Origin of the sequence: Streptomyces sp. NPDC058051 (assembly GCF_042885475.1) — a bacterium.
Taxonomy (GTDB): Bacteria; Actinomycetota; Actinomycetes; order Streptomycetales; family Streptomycetaceae; genus Streptomyces.
The window spans coordinates 89,133-107,162 of record NZ_JBHVRW010000015.1 but is presented as its reverse complement, the minus strand read 5'-3'; the positions used below and the strand labels follow the sequence as shown (position 1 = coordinate 107,162).

Annotated in this window: 19 protein-coding genes; 10 read left to right on the top strand and 9 right to left on the bottom strand. The window is 67.0% G+C overall.

What is annotated here, in order from left to right; genetic code table 11:
* Positions 1–170: 170 nt before the first annotated feature.
* Positions 171–305: a hypothetical protein gene (locus ACFVUT_RS23385; protein WP_389650624.1), complete on the top strand. Its 135-nt coding sequence runs from the start codon at positions 171–173 to the stop codon at positions 303–305.
* Between the two features lie 27 nt (positions 306–332).
* On the opposite strand, the gene ACFVUT_RS23380 is transcribed toward ACFVUT_RS23385, so the two are convergent.
* From ACFVUT_RS23380 to dnaA, 5 genes are all read right to left on the bottom strand, one after another.
* Positions 333–887: a DUF721 domain-containing protein gene (locus ACFVUT_RS23380; RefSeq protein WP_389650627.1), complete on the bottom strand. Its 555-nt coding sequence runs from the start codon at positions 885–887 to the stop codon at positions 333–335.
* A 14-nt stretch (positions 888–901) separates the two neighbouring features.
* Entirely contained in the window at positions 902–2,032 is a 1,131-nt protein-coding gene (gene recF, locus ACFVUT_RS23375) for a DNA replication/repair protein RecF (RefSeq protein ID WP_389650630.1), read from the bottom strand.
* A 78-nt stretch (positions 2,033–2,110) separates the two neighbouring features.
* The gene (gene gnd, locus ACFVUT_RS23370) at positions 2,111–2,989 is read right to left on the bottom strand and encodes a phosphogluconate dehydrogenase (NAD(+)-dependent, decarboxylating) (protein WP_389650633.1); all 879 of its coding nucleotides are present in this window, start codon (positions 2,987–2,989) and stop codon (positions 2,111–2,113) included.
* A 131-nt stretch (positions 2,990–3,120) separates the two neighbouring features.
* On the bottom strand, positions 3,121–4,251 hold the full coding sequence (gene dnaN, locus ACFVUT_RS23365) for a DNA polymerase III subunit beta (protein ID WP_389650636.1): 1,131 nt from the start codon (positions 4,249–4,251) through the stop codon (positions 3,121–3,123).
* Between the two features lie 1,376 nt (positions 4,252–5,627).
* On the bottom strand, positions 5,628–7,460 hold the full coding sequence (gene dnaA, locus ACFVUT_RS23360) for a chromosomal replication initiator protein DnaA (RefSeq protein ID WP_389650639.1): 1,833 nt from the start codon (positions 7,458–7,460) through the stop codon (positions 5,628–5,630).
* Between the two features lie 381 nt (positions 7,461–7,841).
* Between dnaA and rpmH the strand changes: the two genes are divergently transcribed.
* The 9 genes from rpmH to ACFVUT_RS23315 all read left to right on the top strand — a co-directional run bounded on the left by rpmH (position 7,842) and on the right by ACFVUT_RS23315 (position 14,730).
* Entirely contained in the window at positions 7,842–7,979 is a 138-nt protein-coding gene (gene rpmH / locus ACFVUT_RS23355; RefSeq protein ID WP_030930485.1) for a 50S ribosomal protein L34, read from the top strand.
* An 18-nt stretch (positions 7,980–7,997) separates the two neighbouring features.
* Positions 7,998–8,369: a ribonuclease P protein component gene (gene rnpA, locus ACFVUT_RS23350; RefSeq protein WP_389650642.1), complete on the top strand. Its 372-nt coding sequence runs from the start codon at positions 7,998–8,000 to the stop codon at positions 8,367–8,369.
* Positions 8,366–8,725, top strand: coding sequence for a membrane protein insertion efficiency factor YidD (gene yidD, locus ACFVUT_RS23345; protein ID WP_389650645.1), 360 nt, complete (start codon positions 8,366–8,368; stop codon positions 8,723–8,725). Before rnpA ends, yidD begins: the two co-directional genes overlap by 4 nt.
* 3 nt (positions 8,726–8,728) lie before the next feature.
* Positions 8,729–9,994 carry a membrane protein insertase YidC gene (yidC, locus tag ACFVUT_RS23340; protein WP_389650648.1) on the top strand — a complete coding sequence of 422 codons (1,266 nt, stop codon included), beginning with the start codon at positions 8,729–8,731 and terminating at the stop codon, positions 9,992–9,994.
* Between the two features lie 14 nt (positions 9,995–10,008).
* Entirely contained in the window at positions 10,009–10,518 is a 510-nt protein-coding gene (locus ACFVUT_RS23335; protein ID WP_389650650.1) for a protein jag, read from the top strand.
* Between the two features lie 108 nt (positions 10,519–10,626).
* Positions 10,627–11,343 carry a 16S rRNA (guanine(527)-N(7))-methyltransferase RsmG gene (gene rsmG / locus ACFVUT_RS23330; RefSeq protein WP_389650653.1) on the top strand — a complete coding sequence of 239 codons (717 nt, stop codon included), beginning with the start codon at positions 10,627–10,629 and terminating at the stop codon, positions 11,341–11,343.
* Between the two features lie 292 nt (positions 11,344–11,635).
* Positions 11,636–12,712, top strand: a complete 1,077-nt coding sequence (locus ACFVUT_RS23325; RefSeq protein ID WP_389651036.1) for a ParA family protein — start codon at positions 11,636–11,638, stop codon at positions 12,710–12,712.
* Positions 12,709–13,809, top strand: a complete 1,101-nt coding sequence (locus ACFVUT_RS23320) for a ParB/RepB/Spo0J family partition protein (protein ID WP_389650656.1) — start codon at positions 12,709–12,711, stop codon at positions 13,807–13,809. Before ACFVUT_RS23325 ends, ACFVUT_RS23320 begins: the two co-directional genes overlap by 4 nt.
* A gap of 303 nt (positions 13,810–14,112) precedes the next feature.
* On the top strand, positions 14,113–14,730 hold the full coding sequence (locus ACFVUT_RS23315; RefSeq protein ID WP_389650659.1) for a GNAT family N-acetyltransferase: 618 nt from the start codon (positions 14,113–14,115) through the stop codon (positions 14,728–14,730).
* An 81-nt stretch (positions 14,731–14,811) separates the two neighbouring features.
* On the opposite strand, the gene trxA is transcribed toward ACFVUT_RS23315, so the two are convergent.
* The 4 genes from trxA to sigM form a co-directional block, all read right to left on the bottom strand.
* Positions 14,812–15,141, bottom strand: coding sequence for a thioredoxin (trxA, locus tag ACFVUT_RS23310; protein ID WP_389650662.1), 330 nt, complete (start codon positions 15,139–15,141; stop codon positions 14,812–14,814).
* Positions 15,142–15,183: 42 nt separating this feature from the next.
* Entirely contained in the window at positions 15,184–16,146 is a 963-nt protein-coding gene (gene trxB, locus ACFVUT_RS23305) for a thioredoxin-disulfide reductase (protein ID WP_389650665.1), read from the bottom strand.
* Between the two features lie 133 nt (positions 16,147–16,279).
* Positions 16,280–17,218 (bottom strand): zf-HC2 domain-containing protein, encoded by a 939-nt coding sequence (locus ACFVUT_RS23300; RefSeq protein ID WP_389671033.1) that lies wholly within the window; start codon positions 17,216–17,218, stop codon positions 16,280–16,282.
* On the bottom strand, positions 17,215–17,919 hold the full coding sequence (sigM, locus tag ACFVUT_RS23295) for an RNA polymerase sigma factor SigM (protein WP_389651039.1): 705 nt from the start codon (positions 17,917–17,919) through the stop codon (positions 17,215–17,217). Before sigM ends, ACFVUT_RS23300 begins: the two co-directional genes overlap by 4 nt.
* Between the last annotated feature and the right edge of the window lie 111 nt (positions 17,920–18,030).

The following is an 18,030-nucleotide window of genomic DNA, read 5'->3' as shown; positions in this document are numbered from 1 at the left end:
GGGATTGTTCACCAGTCTACCGGTAGCGCCGACACGAATGGGGGTTTGCCGGTACCTGAGTACGCATGTGCCGCCCTGAATGAGCGCCTGACGACTCCCCATATTCAGGAAGGGCCTTCAGGAGGCTCACACGGGCATTGAGCGCTTCGGCCTGTCAACCTCCCGCTACCGTGAGGGACGCCCCACTCTCCCCGCACGACCTCAACCACCGCATACCGAACAACCCGGGCGGGACGGGCAGTACCGCCCCGGAGACGGCACACGGCCACGACTCACCCTGGAACGGGGCCTTCCTGGATCTCTGAAACAGGGAAAAGACCAGCTCAGAGGCTTCAGCCGTACGTATCGCCAGGCCCGGTGCTCCCCGGCGCCCGCAGCGGACCGAACCTGCGCTGCGGCCCACCCGGCCCCAACACCTTGATCAACCTCACCGTGCCGTGCCCCAGATCCGCGTTCAGCCGGGCCACCAGTTGAGGCGCCAGCAACCGCAGCTGCGTCGCCCACGCCGTCGAATCGCACTGCACCGTCAGCACGCGCTCGTCCGGATCCTCGTCGTACCGCAGCGGCACACAGTGATTGGCCAGGTCCTCGCCGACGATCTGCGGCCACCGCCCCATCACCCCGCCCACCGCCGCCGGGGTCTCCCAGCCGCGCTCGGTGATCAGCCGATTGATCGCCGCACCCAGGGGCAACGGATCACGCCCGTCCGCCCGCGCCCCAGAACGCAGCCCGCCGCCCCGTCTGGCCTGCTTCTTCTGCTGCGCCGCGGCACCACGCGCCCGCGCCTGCTCCTTCGCCGCGCGCAACGCCACCCGCGCCAGATCGACGCCTGACGGCTCCGGCTGCTCGGCGTCACCCGGCCGCTCCCCGGGCGAAGCCCCGGACATGTCCCCGGGCCGCCTCACAGCCGCTCCACCTCACCCGCGGACACCGCGTACCGTGCCCCCGCCAGCACACCCGGAACATCGTCGTCCACCGCGGCCGTCACGAGCACCTGCTCGCCCGGGGCCACCAGCTCCGCCAGCCGCTCACGACGACGCGCGTCCAGCTCCGCGAAGACGTCGTCCAGCACCAGCACCGGCTCATTGCCCTCGCCACGCAGCAGCTCGTACGAGGCCAGCCGCAGCGCCAGTGCGAACGACCAGGACTCACCGTGGCTCGCGTACCCCTTGGCCGGCATCCCCCGCAGTCCCAGCGACAGATCGTCGCGATGCGGACCGACCAGCGTCACCCCCCGCTCGATCTCCTGCTTGCGGACCTCCGCGAGGGCGGCGATCAGCTGCTCGTAGAAATCGTCGCGGGTACGGGCCGACGCCAGGTCCGCACCGACCGAACTGCGGTACTCCAGTGTCACGGGACCGCCGCCGGGCGCGACGTCCGCGTACGCCTTGTCGGCCAGCGGCTGCAAGGTCGCGATCAGATCCAGCCGCTGCGCCAGCAGTTCCGCGCCCACCCGGCCCAGATGCTGGTCCCACACATCGAGTGTGGACAGATCCATCGAGCGCCCGCCGTGCCTGCGCGCCATCGCCGCCGACTTCAGCAGGGTGTTGCGCTGCTTCAGCACCCGCTCGTAGTCCGACCGCACCCCCGCCATCCGCGGCGAACGCGCCGTGATCAACTCGTCGAGGAAGCGCCGGCGCTCCCCGGGATCCCCCTTGACCAGCGCGAGATCCTCCGGCGCGAACAGCACCGTACGTATGATTCCCAGCACATCACGGGGTCTGACCTGCGACGATCTATTGATCCGAGCGCGGTTCGCCTTGCCGGGATTGAGCTCCAGCTCGACCAGCTGCGCACGCTCGCCCTGCGTCACGGCAGCCCGGATCACGGCCCGCTCCGCACCCATCCGCACCAGCGGCGCATCGGAGGAGACGCGGTGGCTGCCGAGCGTGGCGAGGTAGCCGACGGCCTCCACCAGATTCGTCTTGCCCTGGCCATTGGCCCCCACGAAAGCGGTGACGCCCGGATCGAGCGGTACCTCGACCCGGGCGTACGAACGGAAGTCGGCCAGCGAGAGATGCGTGACATGCATGGGTGTGCGCCGACCTTCCCGGCTTCCTGCTCCGTGCTCCGGGTCGGGCACCGCGGCCCGGCCCGCTCCTCGTTGCGGCTACTTCTTGTTCTCGACCGCGTGGCCGCCGAACTGGTTGCGCAGTGCGGCGATCATCTTCATCTGCGGGGAGTCGTCCTGGCGCGAGGCGAATCGCGCGAAGAGCGACGCCGTGATCGCGGGCAGCGGCACCGCGTTGTCGATCGCGGCCTCCACCGTCCAGCGGCCCTCACCGGAGTCGGCTGCGAAACCACGGAGTTTGTCGAGGTGCTCGTCGTCGTCCAGCGCGTTGACCGCCAGGTCGAGCAGCCAGGAACGGATGACCGTGCCCTCCTGCCAGGAGCGGAAGACCTCACGCACATCCGTGACGGAGTCGACCTTCTCCAGCAGCTCCCAGCCCTCGGCGTAGGCCTGCATCATGGCGTACTCGATGCCGTTGTGGACCATCTTCGCGAAGTGGCCGGCACCGACCTTGCCCGCGTGGACGGAACCGAAGTCGCCCTCGGGCTTCAGCGCGTCGAAGATCGGCTGCACCTTCGCCACGTTCTCGGCGTCGCCGCCGTACATCAGCGCGTAGCCGTTCTCCAGGCCCCAGACACCGCCGGAGACGCCGCAGTCCACGAAACCGATGCCCTTGATGCCCAGCTCGACCGCGTGCTTCTCGTCGTCCGTCCAGCGGGAGTTCCCGCCGTCCACGACGATGTCGCCGGGCGAGAGGAGCGCGGCCAGCTCGTCGACGGTGGCCTGGGTCGGCGCACCGGCCGGCACCATCACCCAGACGACCCGGGGGCCTTTCAGCTTGCCCACAAGCTCTTCGAGGCTGTGGACATCGGAGACGTCCGGGTTGCGGTCGTAACCGATGACGGTGTGGCCTGCGCGGCGGATGCGCTCGCGCATGTTGCCGCCCATCTTGCCGAGGCCGACGAGACCGAGCTCCATCAGAGATTCCTTAAGCGTTGTGCCGATTCGTACCCAAGGCCGAGCCTACGCCCGGCCGGGGACAGACCGACGGGCATGCTCGGCGCTGAGCGTGCCCGTCGGGAGCTGCCGTTGCAGGACCGATGGCCGGATCAGCCGGAGAGGCGCACCGGCATGATCAGGTACTTGTATGCGTCATCCGCCTCCGCGTCCACGGCCGGTCGGCCGCTGAGCAGGGCAGGCTTGGTGGACGTCGTGAACGAGAGCTGGGCGACCGGGGAGTCGATCGCGCTCAGCCCGTCCAGCAGGAAGGTCGGGTTGAAGGCGATCGAGATGTCGTCGCCCTCCAGCACCGCGTCGACCCGTTCCACAGCCTGTGCGTCGTCGCTGGATCCCGCCTCAAGAATCAGCACGCCCTGCTCGAAGCTGAGCCGCACCGGGGTGTTCCGCTCGGCGACGAGGGCCACACGCTTGACGGCCTCGACGAACGGAGCGGTCTCGATGACCGCGACCGAGTTGAACTCGGTGGGGAACAGGGTCCGGTACTTCGGCAGATCGCCTTCGAGCAGTCGCGTGGTCGTACGCCGGCCCGCACCCTCGAAACCGATCAGGCCCTCGCCGGCACCCGAGCCGGACAGCGCCAGAGTCACCGTGTCACCGCTGGTCAGCGCCTTGGCGGTGTCCAGCAGCGTCTTGGCGGGCACCAGGGCGACAGCGGAGGTATCAGGGTTCTCCGGCTTCCAGTGGAACTCGCGGACCGCGAAGCGGTAGCGGTCGGTGGAGGCCAGGGTGACGGTGTCGCCCTCGATCTCGATCCGCACACCGGTCAGGACCGGCAGCGTGTCGTCCCGGCCGGCTGCGATGGCGACCTGGGCCGCGGCCGAGGCGAAGACCTCGCCCGGGACCGTGCCCGTCGCGGTCGGCATCTCCGGCAGCGACGGGTACTCCTCCACAGGAAGGGTGTGGAGTGTGAATCGCGAGGAGCCGCAGACCACGGTCGCCCGCACACCGTCTGTGGAGATCTCCACCGGACGGTTCGGAAGGGCGCGGCAGATGTCGGCCAGCAGCCGGCCGGAGACCAGCACCGTGCCGTCCTCGTCGACCTCGGCGTCCACCGAGACCCGGGCCGATACCTCGTAGTCGAAGCTGGAGAAGCTGAGGGCGCCGTCCTCAGCCTTCAGCAGAAGGCCCGCAAGAACGGGCGCCGGCGGACGGGCCGGGAGGCTACGGGCCACCCAGGCCACAGCCTCCGCGAGTACATCGCGCTCCACCCGGATCTTCACCGGAACCGCCTCCTGCTGTTGCTCGCTCGCCCTGCCGGCCTTCGTCGTCTGATCGGGTCTCCCGCCGATGACAGCGGGAGGACGCCGGGGACCAGTCTGACGTACGGCACCGACACTCGGTGCTGCTCGGGGTCAAGTCGAGACGAGAGGCGCGGAGGGGTCCGGCGCCGAGTTGTGCACAGGCCCTGCTTCGAAGCGGATTCCGGGCTAACTCTAGGTGGCAGTAGTAGTAGGGCCTGTGGAAACCGTGGATAACGTCGTTTCCGCAGGTCAACCCACGTTTTTTGTCCACCGGTCCTGTGGGTGGCACCAGTGGACAACCCGGTGTTTCTGTGGACACGCGAAAGTTCTGCACACCCGATGCACAGGACAGGGGGGTTTCTCCCCAGCTCTGTCCCCAGCTTTACCCACGTTCCCCACAGCCCAACCGAGCCTCTTGGTGTGACGCCTTTCACTCGGCGCAGTGAAGGGCGGTGTTGCGTTGCCGAACAGTGGACAGAGGTGTGGAGAAGCTCGACGAAGCTGGGGACAACACGGCCCAGGCTGTGGGTCGCCGGTGGACAACATCATCGGGCCCTTGTCGGTGAATCCTCTGTCCACAGGCTGTGGATCACGGTTGGCCACAAATCCCCAGGGTCTTGACCTGGCCTGATGGAGTATCGACAGTCGCCCCTGTGGAAGCAATATGGACAACTCCTGGATCCCCAGGCTGTGGAGGAGAAAAATCCCCCGGATCTGTGGAGAACGGGCGATCGGAGTCGACTATTCGAACACCGCGATTGTGTCGAGGACCTGGAAGCCCGGTCCGGAGGCGGCTTCCGAGGCGGCTTCCGAGGCTCAGGAAGGACCTCGGGTCGGGGCGGGACGGATGCCGGAGGGCTCCGTATTGGCCTCCGTATCGGCACCGCGAGGGCTTCGCAGTGGCATCAGGAGGGCTTCGCAGCGGCTCCGCGAGGGCTTCGCAGCGGCTCCGGGAAGGCGGAGGGAGCGTTCCGGAAGGCTTCGGGCCCGCACTGGACGAGCCCGGGGACAGCGCTGAATGAGAAGGGGCAGCTCTCCGGACACGTCGGGCGCCCCCTCCAGCACCGACGGACAGATCCTTCTGGCACCGACGAGGGCAGCGCTCCGGCCGACGCGGGCAGCCCTCCGGACGCCACAGGGACACTCCTCGGGCTGCGAAGAAGGGCGTTGGGGGGGGACCCCCCGGGGGGGGCCAACCCCCACAAAGGGGCCACACAGCCACCGACCCCGCGGCCCCCCCGCCCCACCCCTCGGGCACCACCCTGGGGCTGCTTATAGGGGCGTTGGGAGAACCCCGCGGGGTTCTCCCAACGCCCTTCTTCGTGCCTACGGAACGTCGACCGGTGGCCGACCCGTCAGCCGTTCTTGATGCGGTTGGTGAGCTCGGTGACCTGGTTGTAGATGGAGCGTCGCTCCGCCATCAGCGCGCGGATCTTCCGGTCCGCGTGCATCACCGTCGTATGGTCCCGCCCGCCGAACTGCGCACCGATCTTGGGCAGCGAGAGATCGGTCAGTTCCCGGCAGAGGTACATGGCGATCTGCCGGGCCGTCACCAGCACACGGCTGCGCGAAGTTCCGCAGAGATCGTCCACCGTCAGACCGAAGTAGTCCGCGGTCGCCGCCATGATCGCCGCGGCCGTGATCTCCGGAGCCGAGTCCTCACCGCCGGGAATCAGGTCCTTCAGCACATGCTCGGTCAGCCCGAGGTCCACCGGCTGACGGTTGAGACTGGCGAAGGCCGTGACCCGGATCAGCGCCCCCTCCAGCTCCCTGATGTTCCGGGAGATGCGGGAGGCGATGAACTCCAGTACCTCCGGCGGGGCGTTGAGCTGCTCCTGCACCGCCTTCTTACGGAGGATCGCGATCCGCGTCTCCAGCTCCGGCGGCTGCACATCGGTGGTCAGGCCCCACTCGAAACGGTTCCGCAGCCGGTCCTCCAGGGTCACCAGCTGCTTGGGTGGCCGGTCCGAGGACAGCACGATCTGCTTGTTCGCGTTGTGGAGCGTATTGAAGGTGTGGAAGAACTCCTCCTGCGTCGACTCCTTGCTCGCCAGGAACTGGATGTCGTCGACCAGCAGGATGTCCACATCGCGGTAGCGCTTGCGGAAGGTGTCGCCCTTGCCGTCGCGGATCGAGTTGATGAACTCGTTGGTGAACTCCTCGGAGCTCACGTACCGCACCCGGGTGCCCGGATAGAGGCTGCGGGCGTAGTGCCCGATGGCGTGCAGCAGGTGGGTCTTGCCGAGACCGGACTCCCCGTAGATGAAGAGCGGGTTGTACGCCTTGGCGGGTGCTTCGGCGACGGCGACCGCGGCGGCGTGCGCGAACCGGTTGGACGCACCGATGACGAAGGTGTCGAAGAGGTACTTCGGATTCAGCCGCGCCGCCGGCTCGCCGGGGCCGGGTGTGGGAGCGGGCTGTGCGCCCATCGGTCCCGCGACGCCGCCGGGCCGCCCGGTGCCCGCGCCGGGCTGACGGTGCTGCGGCTGGGCCGACTGCATGTCGTGACGCTCGGGGTGCTGCTCGTACCCCTGGCGCTCGGGGTGCTGCTCGTACCCCGAGCGCTCGGGCGGCTGCGACCGGTAGTCGTGCTGCGGCTGCTGGGCGCGGCCGCCGGCGTACGGCTCGCGCCACTGCTCCGCCGACGTGTCGCGGTCCTGGAAGCCGCCGAGCCGGGGCTGCTGCCAGGAGAGATCCTCCTGGGTACGGGGCCACGCACCGGGTTCGGGGCGTGGCTGCTGGTAGTCGGGGTAGGCGGGCCTGGCGGTCGGCATGCCGTCGTCGGAGGGCCGGTGCCCGTATCCGTCGTACGCGTCGTTGTGCTGGCGCTCGTCGTGCTGCGGTCCCTGGTAGCGATGCTGCTGAGGCTGCTGGGACTGGTGCATCGGAGGCGCGGGCGGGCTCGGCGGCTCGCCCACGGAGTCGTCGACGGTGATCGCGATCCGGATCGGACGGCCGCACTCGCGGCTCAGCGTCTCGCTGATGAGCGGTGCGAGCCGGCCTTCCAGCACGCGCTTGCCCCATTCATTGGGGACGGCGAGCAGCGCCGTGTCGGCGACCAGTGCCAGCGGCTGGCAGCGCTCGACCCACTGTTTGTCCTTCGGCTCGATGCCTTGCTGGCCCTCCCCGAGGAGTTGTTCGAGCACTCGTGGCCACACTGCGGCAAGATCGGCAGGTACGTCAGCCACAAGGCACGCTCTCTCGCTGGTCCCACGAATGTGTGCTTCTCGGGACGGGATGGGTCGGGATGGGTGAGGACCGGCAGGCAGGAAGAAAAGAACCGGAGTTCAGCCACGGTAGTCAGGCCGACCCTGGTGGTTCAAGTTGTTGTCCACAGGCTGTGCACAGTGGTGGGTGCTGTGGAGCCGGTTTGACCGGATGGCGTAGCCGCGCGTACCGTGACCAGGTCGAGTTGTCGATGGCTGCTGCCGCCTGCCTCCGATGGGCAAAGATCACGATCTGTGATCGTGAAGCGGTGCACTAGGGCGTTTACGCGAAGTCTCTCGTGGGCGCACGGTGACAGCCAGGCGATGTCCCGCCAACACACGAGTCATTTCTGGAGCCCCCGAGTGAGCAAGCGCACCTTCCAGCCGAACAACCGTCGTCGCGCGAAGACCCACGGCTTCCGGCTGCGTATGCGCACCCGTGCCGGCCGCGCGATCCTCGCGTCCCGCCGTGGCAAGGGTCGCGCCAACCTGTCCGCCTGATCGTCTACAGGTCATGACGTGCTGCCTACCGAGAATCGGCTGAGGCGGCGCGAGGACTTCGCGACCGCAGTACGTCGAGGACGCCGGGCTGGTCGCCCGCTTCTCGTCGTTCATCTACGCAGCGGTGCCACGGACCCGCACGTGACTGGGGAGAACTCTCCCCCGCCGCGTGCGGGTTTCGTTGTCAGCAAAGCTGTGGGTGGAGCGGTTGTGCGCACAGCAGTGAAGCGCAGGCTTCGCCATCTGGTCCGCGAGCGACTGGCCCTGCTGCCCCCCGGTAGCCTGGTTGTCGTACGAGCGCTGCCCGGAGCGGGCGACGCCGACCATGCACAGCTGGCCCGAGACCTGGACGCCGCTCTGCAGCGGCTGCTGGGAGGGGGCGCGCGATGAAGTACCCGCTGCTGGCTCTCATCAAGTTGTATCAGTGGACGATCAGCCCTCTTCTCGGGCCTGTCTGCCGTTACTACCCGTCGTGTTCCCACTATGGATATACGGCGATCGACCGGCACGGAGCGATCAAGGGAACCGCGCTGACGGCTTGGCGCATCCTGCGGTGCAATCCGTGGTCGTCCGGCGGCGTGGACCACGTTCCACCACGTAAACGTCCGCGTTGGCACGAACTGCTGCGCAATGCCATGCGCGGCAGGAAGGGCGGGGACTCCGCCGCTGATGTGCCTCCCCGGGGGCCGGTTTCCGAACCCCCGAGCCCGGCCGCAGAGACTTCGCCCAATGCTCAAGGAGCCTGATTAGTGGACACGATTGCCAGTCTGTTCAGCTTTATCACCTGGCCTGTTTCATGGGTCATCGTCCAGTTCCACAAGTTGTACGGAGCGATCTTCGGCGATGACACGGGCTGGGCCTGGGGCCTGTCCATCGTGTCCCTGGTGGTGCTGATCCGGATCTGCCTGATCCCGCTTTTCGTGAAGCAGATCAAGTCGACCCGGAACATGCAGGTGCTCCAGCCGAAGATGAAGGCGATCCAGGAGCGCTACAAGAGCGACAAGCAGCGTCAGTCCGAAGAGATGATGAAGCTGTACAAGGAGACGGGTACCAACCCGCTCTCCTCGTGCCTTCCCATCCTGGCGCAGTCGCCGTTCTTCTTTGCCCTGTATCACGTGCTCTCGGCCATCGCCTCGGGCAAGACGATCGGCGTCATCGACCAGCCGCTGCTCGACAGCGCCCGGAAGGCACACATCTTCGGTGCCCCGCTCGCTGCCAAGTTCATGGACAGCGCGTCGGACGTCAGCGCTCTCGGTGCTTCTCTGACCGACGTCCGGGTCGTCACCGCGGTCATGATCGTGATGATGTCGGCGTCGCAGTTCTTCACTCAGCGCCAGCTGATGACGAAGAACGTCGACCTGACGGTCAAGACGCCGTACATGCAGCAGCAGAAGATGCTGATGTACATCTTCCCGCTGATCTTCGCCGTCATGGGTATCAACTTCCCCGTCGGTGTCCTCGTCTACTGGCTGACCACCAACGTCTGGACCATGGGTCAGCAGATGTACGTGATCAACCAGAACCCGACCCCGGGCAGCAAGGCGCAGGACCAGTACCTGGGGCGTCTGCTGAAGAGCATCACCGCGCACAGCGAGGTCCGCGGCAGGACCAAGCGCAATACGATCAAGCGCGTCGTGTCCAAGGGTGCGGATCGCAATGACATCGAGCGGAAGTTCATCACGGGACTGGCCAAGCTGGGCTTCGTCGCCCAGGAGGACGGCACCGTGATCAAGGGCGATACGGCGCATGCCGAGTCGGAGAGCGGAACCGCTCAGCGGCGTCAGCAACCCAAGCGCCAGAGCAAGGCCCAGCGCCATACCGGTGCCGCGCAGCAGCCGGGAACCAAGGGAACCGGATCCGACGCGTCGGATGCCAAGACCTCTCTGGACAAGCCAGGCACGTCGCAGGACGACAAGCCCAAGCCGGAGGGCAAGTCCGCGTCCGGCTCCTCACGCCAAGCCAAGTCCGGACAGCGCAAGGGTCCGCAGCGGCCCAAGCACCCGTCCAAGAAGTAAGAAGGAGTCCATCCGTGACGGAAGGCACCACCTCCACGGCCGCCGAGGGCAGCGACACCTTGACCCGCCTTGAGCAGGAGGGCGAGATCGCAGCGGACTACCTCGAAGGTCTGCTCGACATCGCCGATCTCGACGGCGACATCGACATGGATGTCGAGGCTGACCGGGCCGCGGTCTCGATCATCAGCGATTCGGCACGTGATCTGCAGAAGCTCGTGGGCCGCGACGGTGAGGTGCTGGAGGCGCTCCAGGAGCTGACGCGGCTTGCTGTGCACCGCGAGACCGGTGATCGCAGCCGGCTGATGCTGGACATCGCGGGCTTCCGTGCCAAGAAGCGGGCGGAGCTCGCCGAGCTGGGTGCCAAGGCCGCGGATCGCGTCAAGAGCACCGGTGAGCCGGTGAAGCTGGATCCGATGACGCCGTTCGAGCGCAAGGTCGTGCACGATGCGGTCGCGGCCGCCGGTCTGCGCAGCGAGTCCGAGGGCGAGGAGCCGCAGCGCTTCGTCGTTGTTCTCCCGGCCTGACCGGACCCTTGTTCTGTCGGCCCCGTCTGTTCGCAGACGGGGCCGAACTTGTCAGCCTGATAGTCAGCCACCCACGGTGCGGTAGTGCGGTATGGAAGGACGGTTCCCGTGACGGAGGAAGTAGAGCTTCCCGAGGCGCCCGAAGGAGCGCAGGAGGTTTTCGGTGAGTTCTTCCCGGAGGCTGTCCGGTACGCGGAACTGCTGGCGGACGCGGGCGTGAAGCGGGGGCTGATCGGCCCGCGTGAGGTACCGAGGCTGTGGGAGCGGCATCTGCTGAATTGCGCGGTGCTCTCCGAGGTCGTGCCCGATGACGTCACGGTCTGCGATGTGGGCTCCGGAGCGGGGCTGCCGGGTATCCCGCTGGCGCTGGTGCGCCCGGATCTCAAGATCACTTTGCTGGAGCCTCTGCTCCGACGGACGAATTTCCTTCAGGAAGTCGTCGAGCTGCTGGGCCTGGACCATGTGACGGTCGTACGTGGTCGGGCCGAGGAGGTTCTGGGCACACTTCAGCCGGTTCACGTGGTGACGGCACGGGCCGTGGCGCCGCTCGATCGGCTGGCCGGCTGGGGCGTTCCGCTGCTGCGTCCGTACGGAGAAATGCTGGCGCTCAAGGGTGATACGGCTCAGGAGGAGATCGACGGCGCGCGTGCGGCCTTGAGCAAGCTCGGTGTGGTGGAGACCGAGGTGCTGCATGTCGGAGAGGGTGTTGTCGATCCGATGTCCACAGTGGTGCGTGTCGTGGTCGGCGAGAGCCCGGGTGGTGTGAGGTTCGCCGCAAAGCGAGCCAAGGCCGCAAGGACAAGCCGGACCAGACGTCGCCGGTGACGCTTCCGGTGACGCCATGAGATGAGTCATTACATACAGTTTGCGCGGTCTGTCCGTGGCGCTCCCCACAAACAGGCATACGGATCCCGCGCGGAGTGTCGTGCCCCTGTAGCTAGGCTGCAGGGGCATCGTGTTTCACGTGAAACGTCGCTCTCTGCTGCATGGGATCATCGGCCGCGGCCGCGCGGCCGCCGCGCCGCGGTATCGCGGGCCCGTTAGGGCTACGGGGTTGTCCACAGAAGTGGATTCATCCACAGAAGAGCGGGCCTCGCTGGTTCACGACCCCGAAAGCATGGCAGGCTCTGCTCATTGCGAGCCTGAAGTCGAGGAGAGTGAATCCTTGCGGTCCGACGCCAACATTGCGGGACCGATGACCGATCCGGTCCCCGGTCCCCGAACCGAATCGGCGGGGGAGGGTGTTTCACGTGAAACACCGCCGCCGATGGATGACACACCCATCGGTCGCGCGGCCCAGCTGGCGGTTGAGGCCCTTGGCCGCGCCGGCGAAGGGCTGCCCCGTCCTGACCGGACGCGCGTCATGGTGGTGGCCAATCAGAAGGGCGGAGTGGGCAAGACGACCACGACGGTCAACCTTGCTGCCTCGCTGGCGCTCCACGGCGCACGCGTTCTGGTAGTCGACCTTGATCCGCAGGGGAACGCCTCTACGGCTCTGGGTATCGATCACCATGCCGAAGTTCCCTCCATCTACGACGTCCTGGTGGAGAGCAGGCCGCTCTCCGAGGTGGTTCAGCCTGTTCCGGACGTTGAAGGTCTTTTCTGCGCCCCTGCCACGATCGATCTTGCTGGTGCGGAGATCGAGTTGGTGTCGCTGGTAGCGCGAGAGAGTCGACTCCAGAGGGCGATCCAGGCGTATGAGCAGCCACTGGACTACATCCTTATCGACTGCCCGCCCTCGCTCGGTCTACTGACGGTCAACGCCATGGTCGCCGGTGCCGAGGTGCTGATTCCTATCCAGTGCGAGTACTACGCGCTGGAGGGGCTGGGGCAGTTGCTGCGCAATGTGGACCTGGTGCGGGGACATCTCAATCCCGATCTTCATGTGTCGACGATTCTGCTCACCATGTACGACGGCCGGACCAGGCTCGCTTCGCAGGTTGCGGAGGAGGTGCGCAGCCACTTCGGCAAGGAAGTGCTGCGGACGAGCATTCCGCGGTCGGTGCGGATCTCGGAGGCGCCGAGTTATGGCCAGACCGTGCTGACCTACGACCCGGGTTCGAGCGGGTCGCTGTCGTACCTTGAGGCAGCGCGTGAGATCGCCCTACGGGGTGTCGGGGTGCAGTACGAGGCCAAGCATGCCCACACGGGCACGGGGAACAGTCAGCAGAGCATTTCGGAGGGGATCCAGTGAGTGAGCGTCGAAGAGGGTTGGGGCGTGGGCTGGGTGCCCTGATTCCCGCCGCTCCGCAGGAGAAGCAGGTGCCGTCCACGGGAGTGGGCTCGGCCTCTCCAGGGGCGGGGTCTGTCATGTCGGCAGAGCGGGGGGTGGCCGCTGCGAAGCTGGCGGCACTCGCCTCCGCTCCCGTTGTGCCGGAGCCGAGTGCGCCGGTCTCGGAATCCGAGGCAACCGCGGAGTCGGTGGGATCTTCGGGGGCGTACTTTGCCGAGGTTCCTCTCGACTCCATCACCCCGAATCCTCGTCAGCCCCGTGAGGTGTTCGACGAGGACGCGCTTGCCGAGCTGGTGACCTCCATCAAGGAGGTGGGTCTTCTCCAGCCTGTCGTGGTGCGGAAGACGGGTCCGGAGCGCTACGAGCTCATCATGGGTGAGCGGCGTTGGCGGGCCTGCCGTGAAGCGGGCCTGGAGCGGATCCCGGCCATCGTCCGGGACACGGATGACGAGAAGCTTCTCCTGGATGCGCTGCTGGAGAACCTTCACCGGGCTCAGCTGAACCCGCTGGAGGAGGCAGCCGCGTACGACCAGCTTCTCAAGGACTTCAAGTGCACCCATGATCAGTTGGCCGACCGGATCGGGCGTTCTCGCCCACAGGTGTCCAACACACTCCGTCTGCTGAGGCTGTCGCCTCCGGTGCAGCGGAGGGTCGCGGCCGGGGTGCTGTCGGCCGGTCACGCACGGGCCTTGCTGTCCGTGGATGACTCGGAGGAGCAGGACAAGCTGGCACACCGCATCGTGGCCGAGGGGCTGTCGGTGCGCGCGGTGGAAGAGATTGTGACCCTCATGGGCTCCAGGCCCACGAGCACCGCCAAGGCCAAGGGTCCGCGGGCCGGCGGCCGGGTATCACCGGCGCTGTCCGATCTTGCTTCCCGGCTCTCGGACCGTTTCGAGACCAGGGTGAAGGTCGACCTCGGACAGAAGAAGGGAAAGATCGTCGTCGAGTTCGCATCGATGGAGGATCTGGACCGCATTCTCGGCAGTCTGGCACCGGGCGAGGGGCGTGTGCTGGATCAAGGTTCCTCTGAGGATGCTGCCGACAGCGACGAAGGCTGACCGCCGCTGGAGCGTCTGGAGGCGGGCTGTGTTCCGGTGGGTACCGGAACACAGCCCGCCCTTTGCGTTCTCTCGGTGTCAGGTTCATCTCTGGGTGGATACGATGCGTTCTGGTATGGCACATCCGGCTTGAGTCACCTCGGCGGGGGGAGAGCCATGCGGCCAGTGAGCCGCAGCCGACTGGTGACAGTAGGGCTGGGCCTGGGGGGCTGTCGGAGAGTCCGTCGGCAGCCTGCTCCTTGAACGGAGCGCAGTGACTCTCGCGCGCGACGCGGCGGGCGAAGGAAGCGAGGAACAGCCTTCATGGGGCGTCGGCTCGTACCGCTCACACTGGACAACCTTTCCGATCTCCCCAGGCGTTGCCGCTCATGTGTCTTCTGGGAGCTTGATCCGGTCAGCGGAGAAGCTGCAGTGAAGGCGGGAACGCCTGGGCGGGAGAAGGAGGCATGGATCTCTGCTGTCCTGCTGGAATGGGGATCGTGCGGCCGTGTTGTCCATGTCGACGATGTACCGGTGGGCTTCGTTCTCTATGCGCCCCCTGCTTACGTACCGCGTTCGACCGCGTTCCCGACGAGTCCCGTCTCCCCCGACGCTGTGCAGTTGATGACGGCCTGGATCCTGCCGGAATACCAGGGGCAGGGGCTGGGCCGGGTGATGGTGCAGACCGTTGCCAAGGATCTGTTGCGTCGGGGATTCAAAGCGATTGAGGCTTTCGGTGACGCTCGCTGGAAGGAGCCTGCCTGTGTGCTTCCCGCAGATCATCTCCTTGCGGTCGGCTTCAAGACCGTGCGGCCCCACCCTGTCCATCCGCGGCTGAGGCTGGAACTGCGCACGACGCTCTCCTGGAAGGAAGACGTGGAGCTGGCACTGGACCGGTTGCTGGGGGCTGTCCAGAAGGAACCGGCGCTGCGGCCGCTCTGAACCCGAGCGCCCATGACAACGTGAAACGGGCCCATCCCCCGAGGGACGGACCCGTTTCACGTGAAACAGCGGACCGTGGTCCTAGCCGATGAAGCCTTCGAGGTCGCGAAGGATCGCGGCCTTCGGCTTGGCTCCGACGATGGTCTTGGCGACCTCTCCGCCCTGGTAGACGTTCAAGGTCGGGATGGACATGACGCCGTACTTGGCAGCTGTGTTCGGGTTCTCGTCGATGTTGAGCTTGACGATCTCGATCTGGTCGCCGTGCTCAGCCGCGATGGCCTCCAGCGACGGTGCGATCTGGCGGCACGGACCGCACCACGCGGCCCAGAAGTCCACCAGCACAGGCTTGTCGCTCTTCAGGACGACCTCGTCGAAGGAGTCGTCGGTCACGTTCTTCAGGGCGCCGGCCACGGCGGCCTCCTTAACTTCTTGGGGTGTGGGGTGAGGCGTGGATCAGACGGCGGCCGCAGCGGCCTTCTCGTCGTCGGCGAGCGCAGCGAGGAAGCGCTCGGCGTCGAGAGCGGCCGAGCAGCCCGTACCAGCAGCAGTGATGGCCTGCCGGTACGTGTGGTCGACAACGTCACCGGCGCCGAAGACACCGGTCAGGTTGGTACGCGTCGAGGGAGCTTCGACCTTGAGGTAGCCCTCTTCGTCGAGGTCGAGCTGGCCCTTGAAGAGCTCGGTGCGAGGGTCATGGCCTACTGCGATGAACAGGCCGGTCACCGCGAGCTCGGACGTCTCGCCGGTCTTGGTGTTCCGAAGGGTCAGGCCGGACAGCTTCTGCTCGCCGTGGACTTCGGCAACCTCACTGTCCCAGGCAAACTTGATCTTCGGATCGGCGAATGCGCGGTCCTGCATGGCCTTGGAGGCACGCAGCGAGTCGCGGCGGTGGACGATGGTGACCGACTTCGCGAAGCGGGAGAGGAAGGTCGCCTCCTCCATCGCGGTGTCGCCGCCGCCGACCACGGCGATGTCCTGGTCCTTGAAGAAGAAGCCGTCACAGGTGGCACACCAGGAAACGCCGCGCCCGGAGAGGGCGTCCTCGTTGGGCAGGCCGAGCTTGCGGTGCTGGGAGCCGGTGGTCACGATCACGGCCTTGGCGCGGTGCACCGTGCCCGCGGTGTCGGTGACCGTCTTGATGTCTCCGGTGAGGTCCACGGAGACGACGTCGTCCGGAACGAGTTCGGCACCGAAGCGCTCTGCCTGCGCGCGCATGTTGTCCATGAGCTCCGGGCCCATGATCCCGTCCTGGAAGCCCGGGAAGTTCTCCACGTCGGTGGTGTTCATCAGCGCACCGCCCGCAGTGACGGCGCCTTCGAACACCAGCGGCTTCAGCGAGGCGCGTGCGGTGTAAAGGGCGGCCGTATAGCCCGCGGGGCCGGAGCCGATGATGATCACATTACGGACGTCGCTCACGGGTTTCTTCCTCGTCTCTGCAGACTGCCTACTGTCCACGCCTACTGGGGCCGGTTCAACGACTCTCACCCCACCCAACGGATCCTACGGGGGATGCATTCCCGACGTGCCGGGGCGGCGGCAGGCGGGATTCTCAGGGGCGCGGGTAGGCGTGAGTCAGCAGGAGCTTGCCCTTCGAAGCGGGCTCGTCCCGGACGCAGGCGGCATCGACGACGTACGCCTGGACGCGGGTCGGGTCGGAAGAATGAGGGAGGACGACGAGGAAGGCATCTGAGCCTTCGAACGTGCCTTCTTCCATGGCGAGGGCTGCGGTCTCCCGCCCGATGCCCTGCTCCACACAGGCCGGGACGGACACGACCGGTGCACGCAACGGTGTCCGGGGTGCATCGGTCGCGGAAGGGGTGGGCGTCGACTGCGCCTCGATGGATGGGTTCTGCTGCTCAGCGCCGACGTCGTCCGGACTTGATGGCTTCGTGTTCAGAAGGAGCGTCTGAACCTGGCCTTCGAGTGCGGATTCCGAGAAGGCGGCTGCGCGTTTTGCCGCCGAACTGGATCCGCGGTCTGCTGCTGTGACGTCGGATTTCTCCTGGGACGGTTGGACACTCTGCAGCATGAAGACGCTCACGCCGACCACGGCCGCACCGAGAGCAGCGCCGAGCACGACGGCACCGCGGCGGCGTCGGGCGGGGCGCCGACCGGGGCCGGTGATGGCCCGGGGATGTCCTGTCGGGCGGTCCGGGGGGCCCGATGCTGTGTCCGGCTTCCGTGCCACGGAGAGCTCTGTTTCACGTGAAACATGCACCGCGCCATCCGGTGCCGTGGCGTTGAGTGCTTCGGCGGCCAGCGCGGCGTCGATACGGTTCGCGACGTCGTCGGGCATCTGTTGTGGCCCAGGCACGGTGCCGAGAAGTGTGCTGATCTCCATGAGGGAGGCACGGACATCACCGCAGAGTTCGCAGCCGTCCACGTGGTTCCGCACCTCTGCCGCATGGGGTGGCGGGAGCAGGTCTTCCAGGAGGTCGGAAATCTCCGAGACATCCGGGTGCCGGGTTGTGCCGGTCGTTGATGTCATGTGCGCCCACCTCCGCCCTTCACTGCCGCGGGATCACTCGTCCCCGCGTCTCTCGGCCCCGATGCTGGTGGGACGGATGCACGCGGTGTTCGGTTCCTTCCCGTGGCGGGTTCGCCGGCTTCTGTGCCTTCGCCGCGTAGATGGGTGAGCAGAGGGGCCAACCGGGCCCGGCCCCGTGCACAGCGGCTCTTCACGGTACCTGTCGGAACGTCGAGGATGCGTGCCGCCTCAGCCACGGGGTAGCCCTGCATGTCCACAAGGACCAGAGCGGCACGCTGCTCGGTGGGAAGAGTGGCGAGTGCGGCCAGAAGTTCGCGATGGAGGTCCTGCCGTTCCGCCGGCGCCTCCGCGGACTCGTGCGGTTCAAGGAACTGCTCGAACCGTTCGGCGTCACTGACCGGTGAGGTCTTGCGGGTGGCCGCCTTACGGACCCGGTCGAGACAGGCATTGACCGTGATGCGGTGCAGCCAGGTGGTGACGGCGGATTGACCGCGGAAGGTATGGGCGGCCCGGAAGGCGGAGACCAGGGCGTCCTGGACGGCGTCGGCGGCTTCCTCGCGATCGCCCAGGGTACGCAGTGCCACGGCCCACAGCCGGTCGCGGTGGCGTCGTACGAGCTCACCGAAGGCGTCCGGTTCACCGGCCACGTGGCGAGCGAGGAGGTCTGAGTCGCTGAGTGGTTCTGACGGCTCGGCGGCCACCTCCCCCTCCCTCTCTCTCTGCGTCACGGTGCGTCTGTCTATCACGATTCGCGGGACCAGGGGCAGAGGGCGGGGAGATGCGCAGGAGGCCGTGGGGGCGTGATCGTTCGC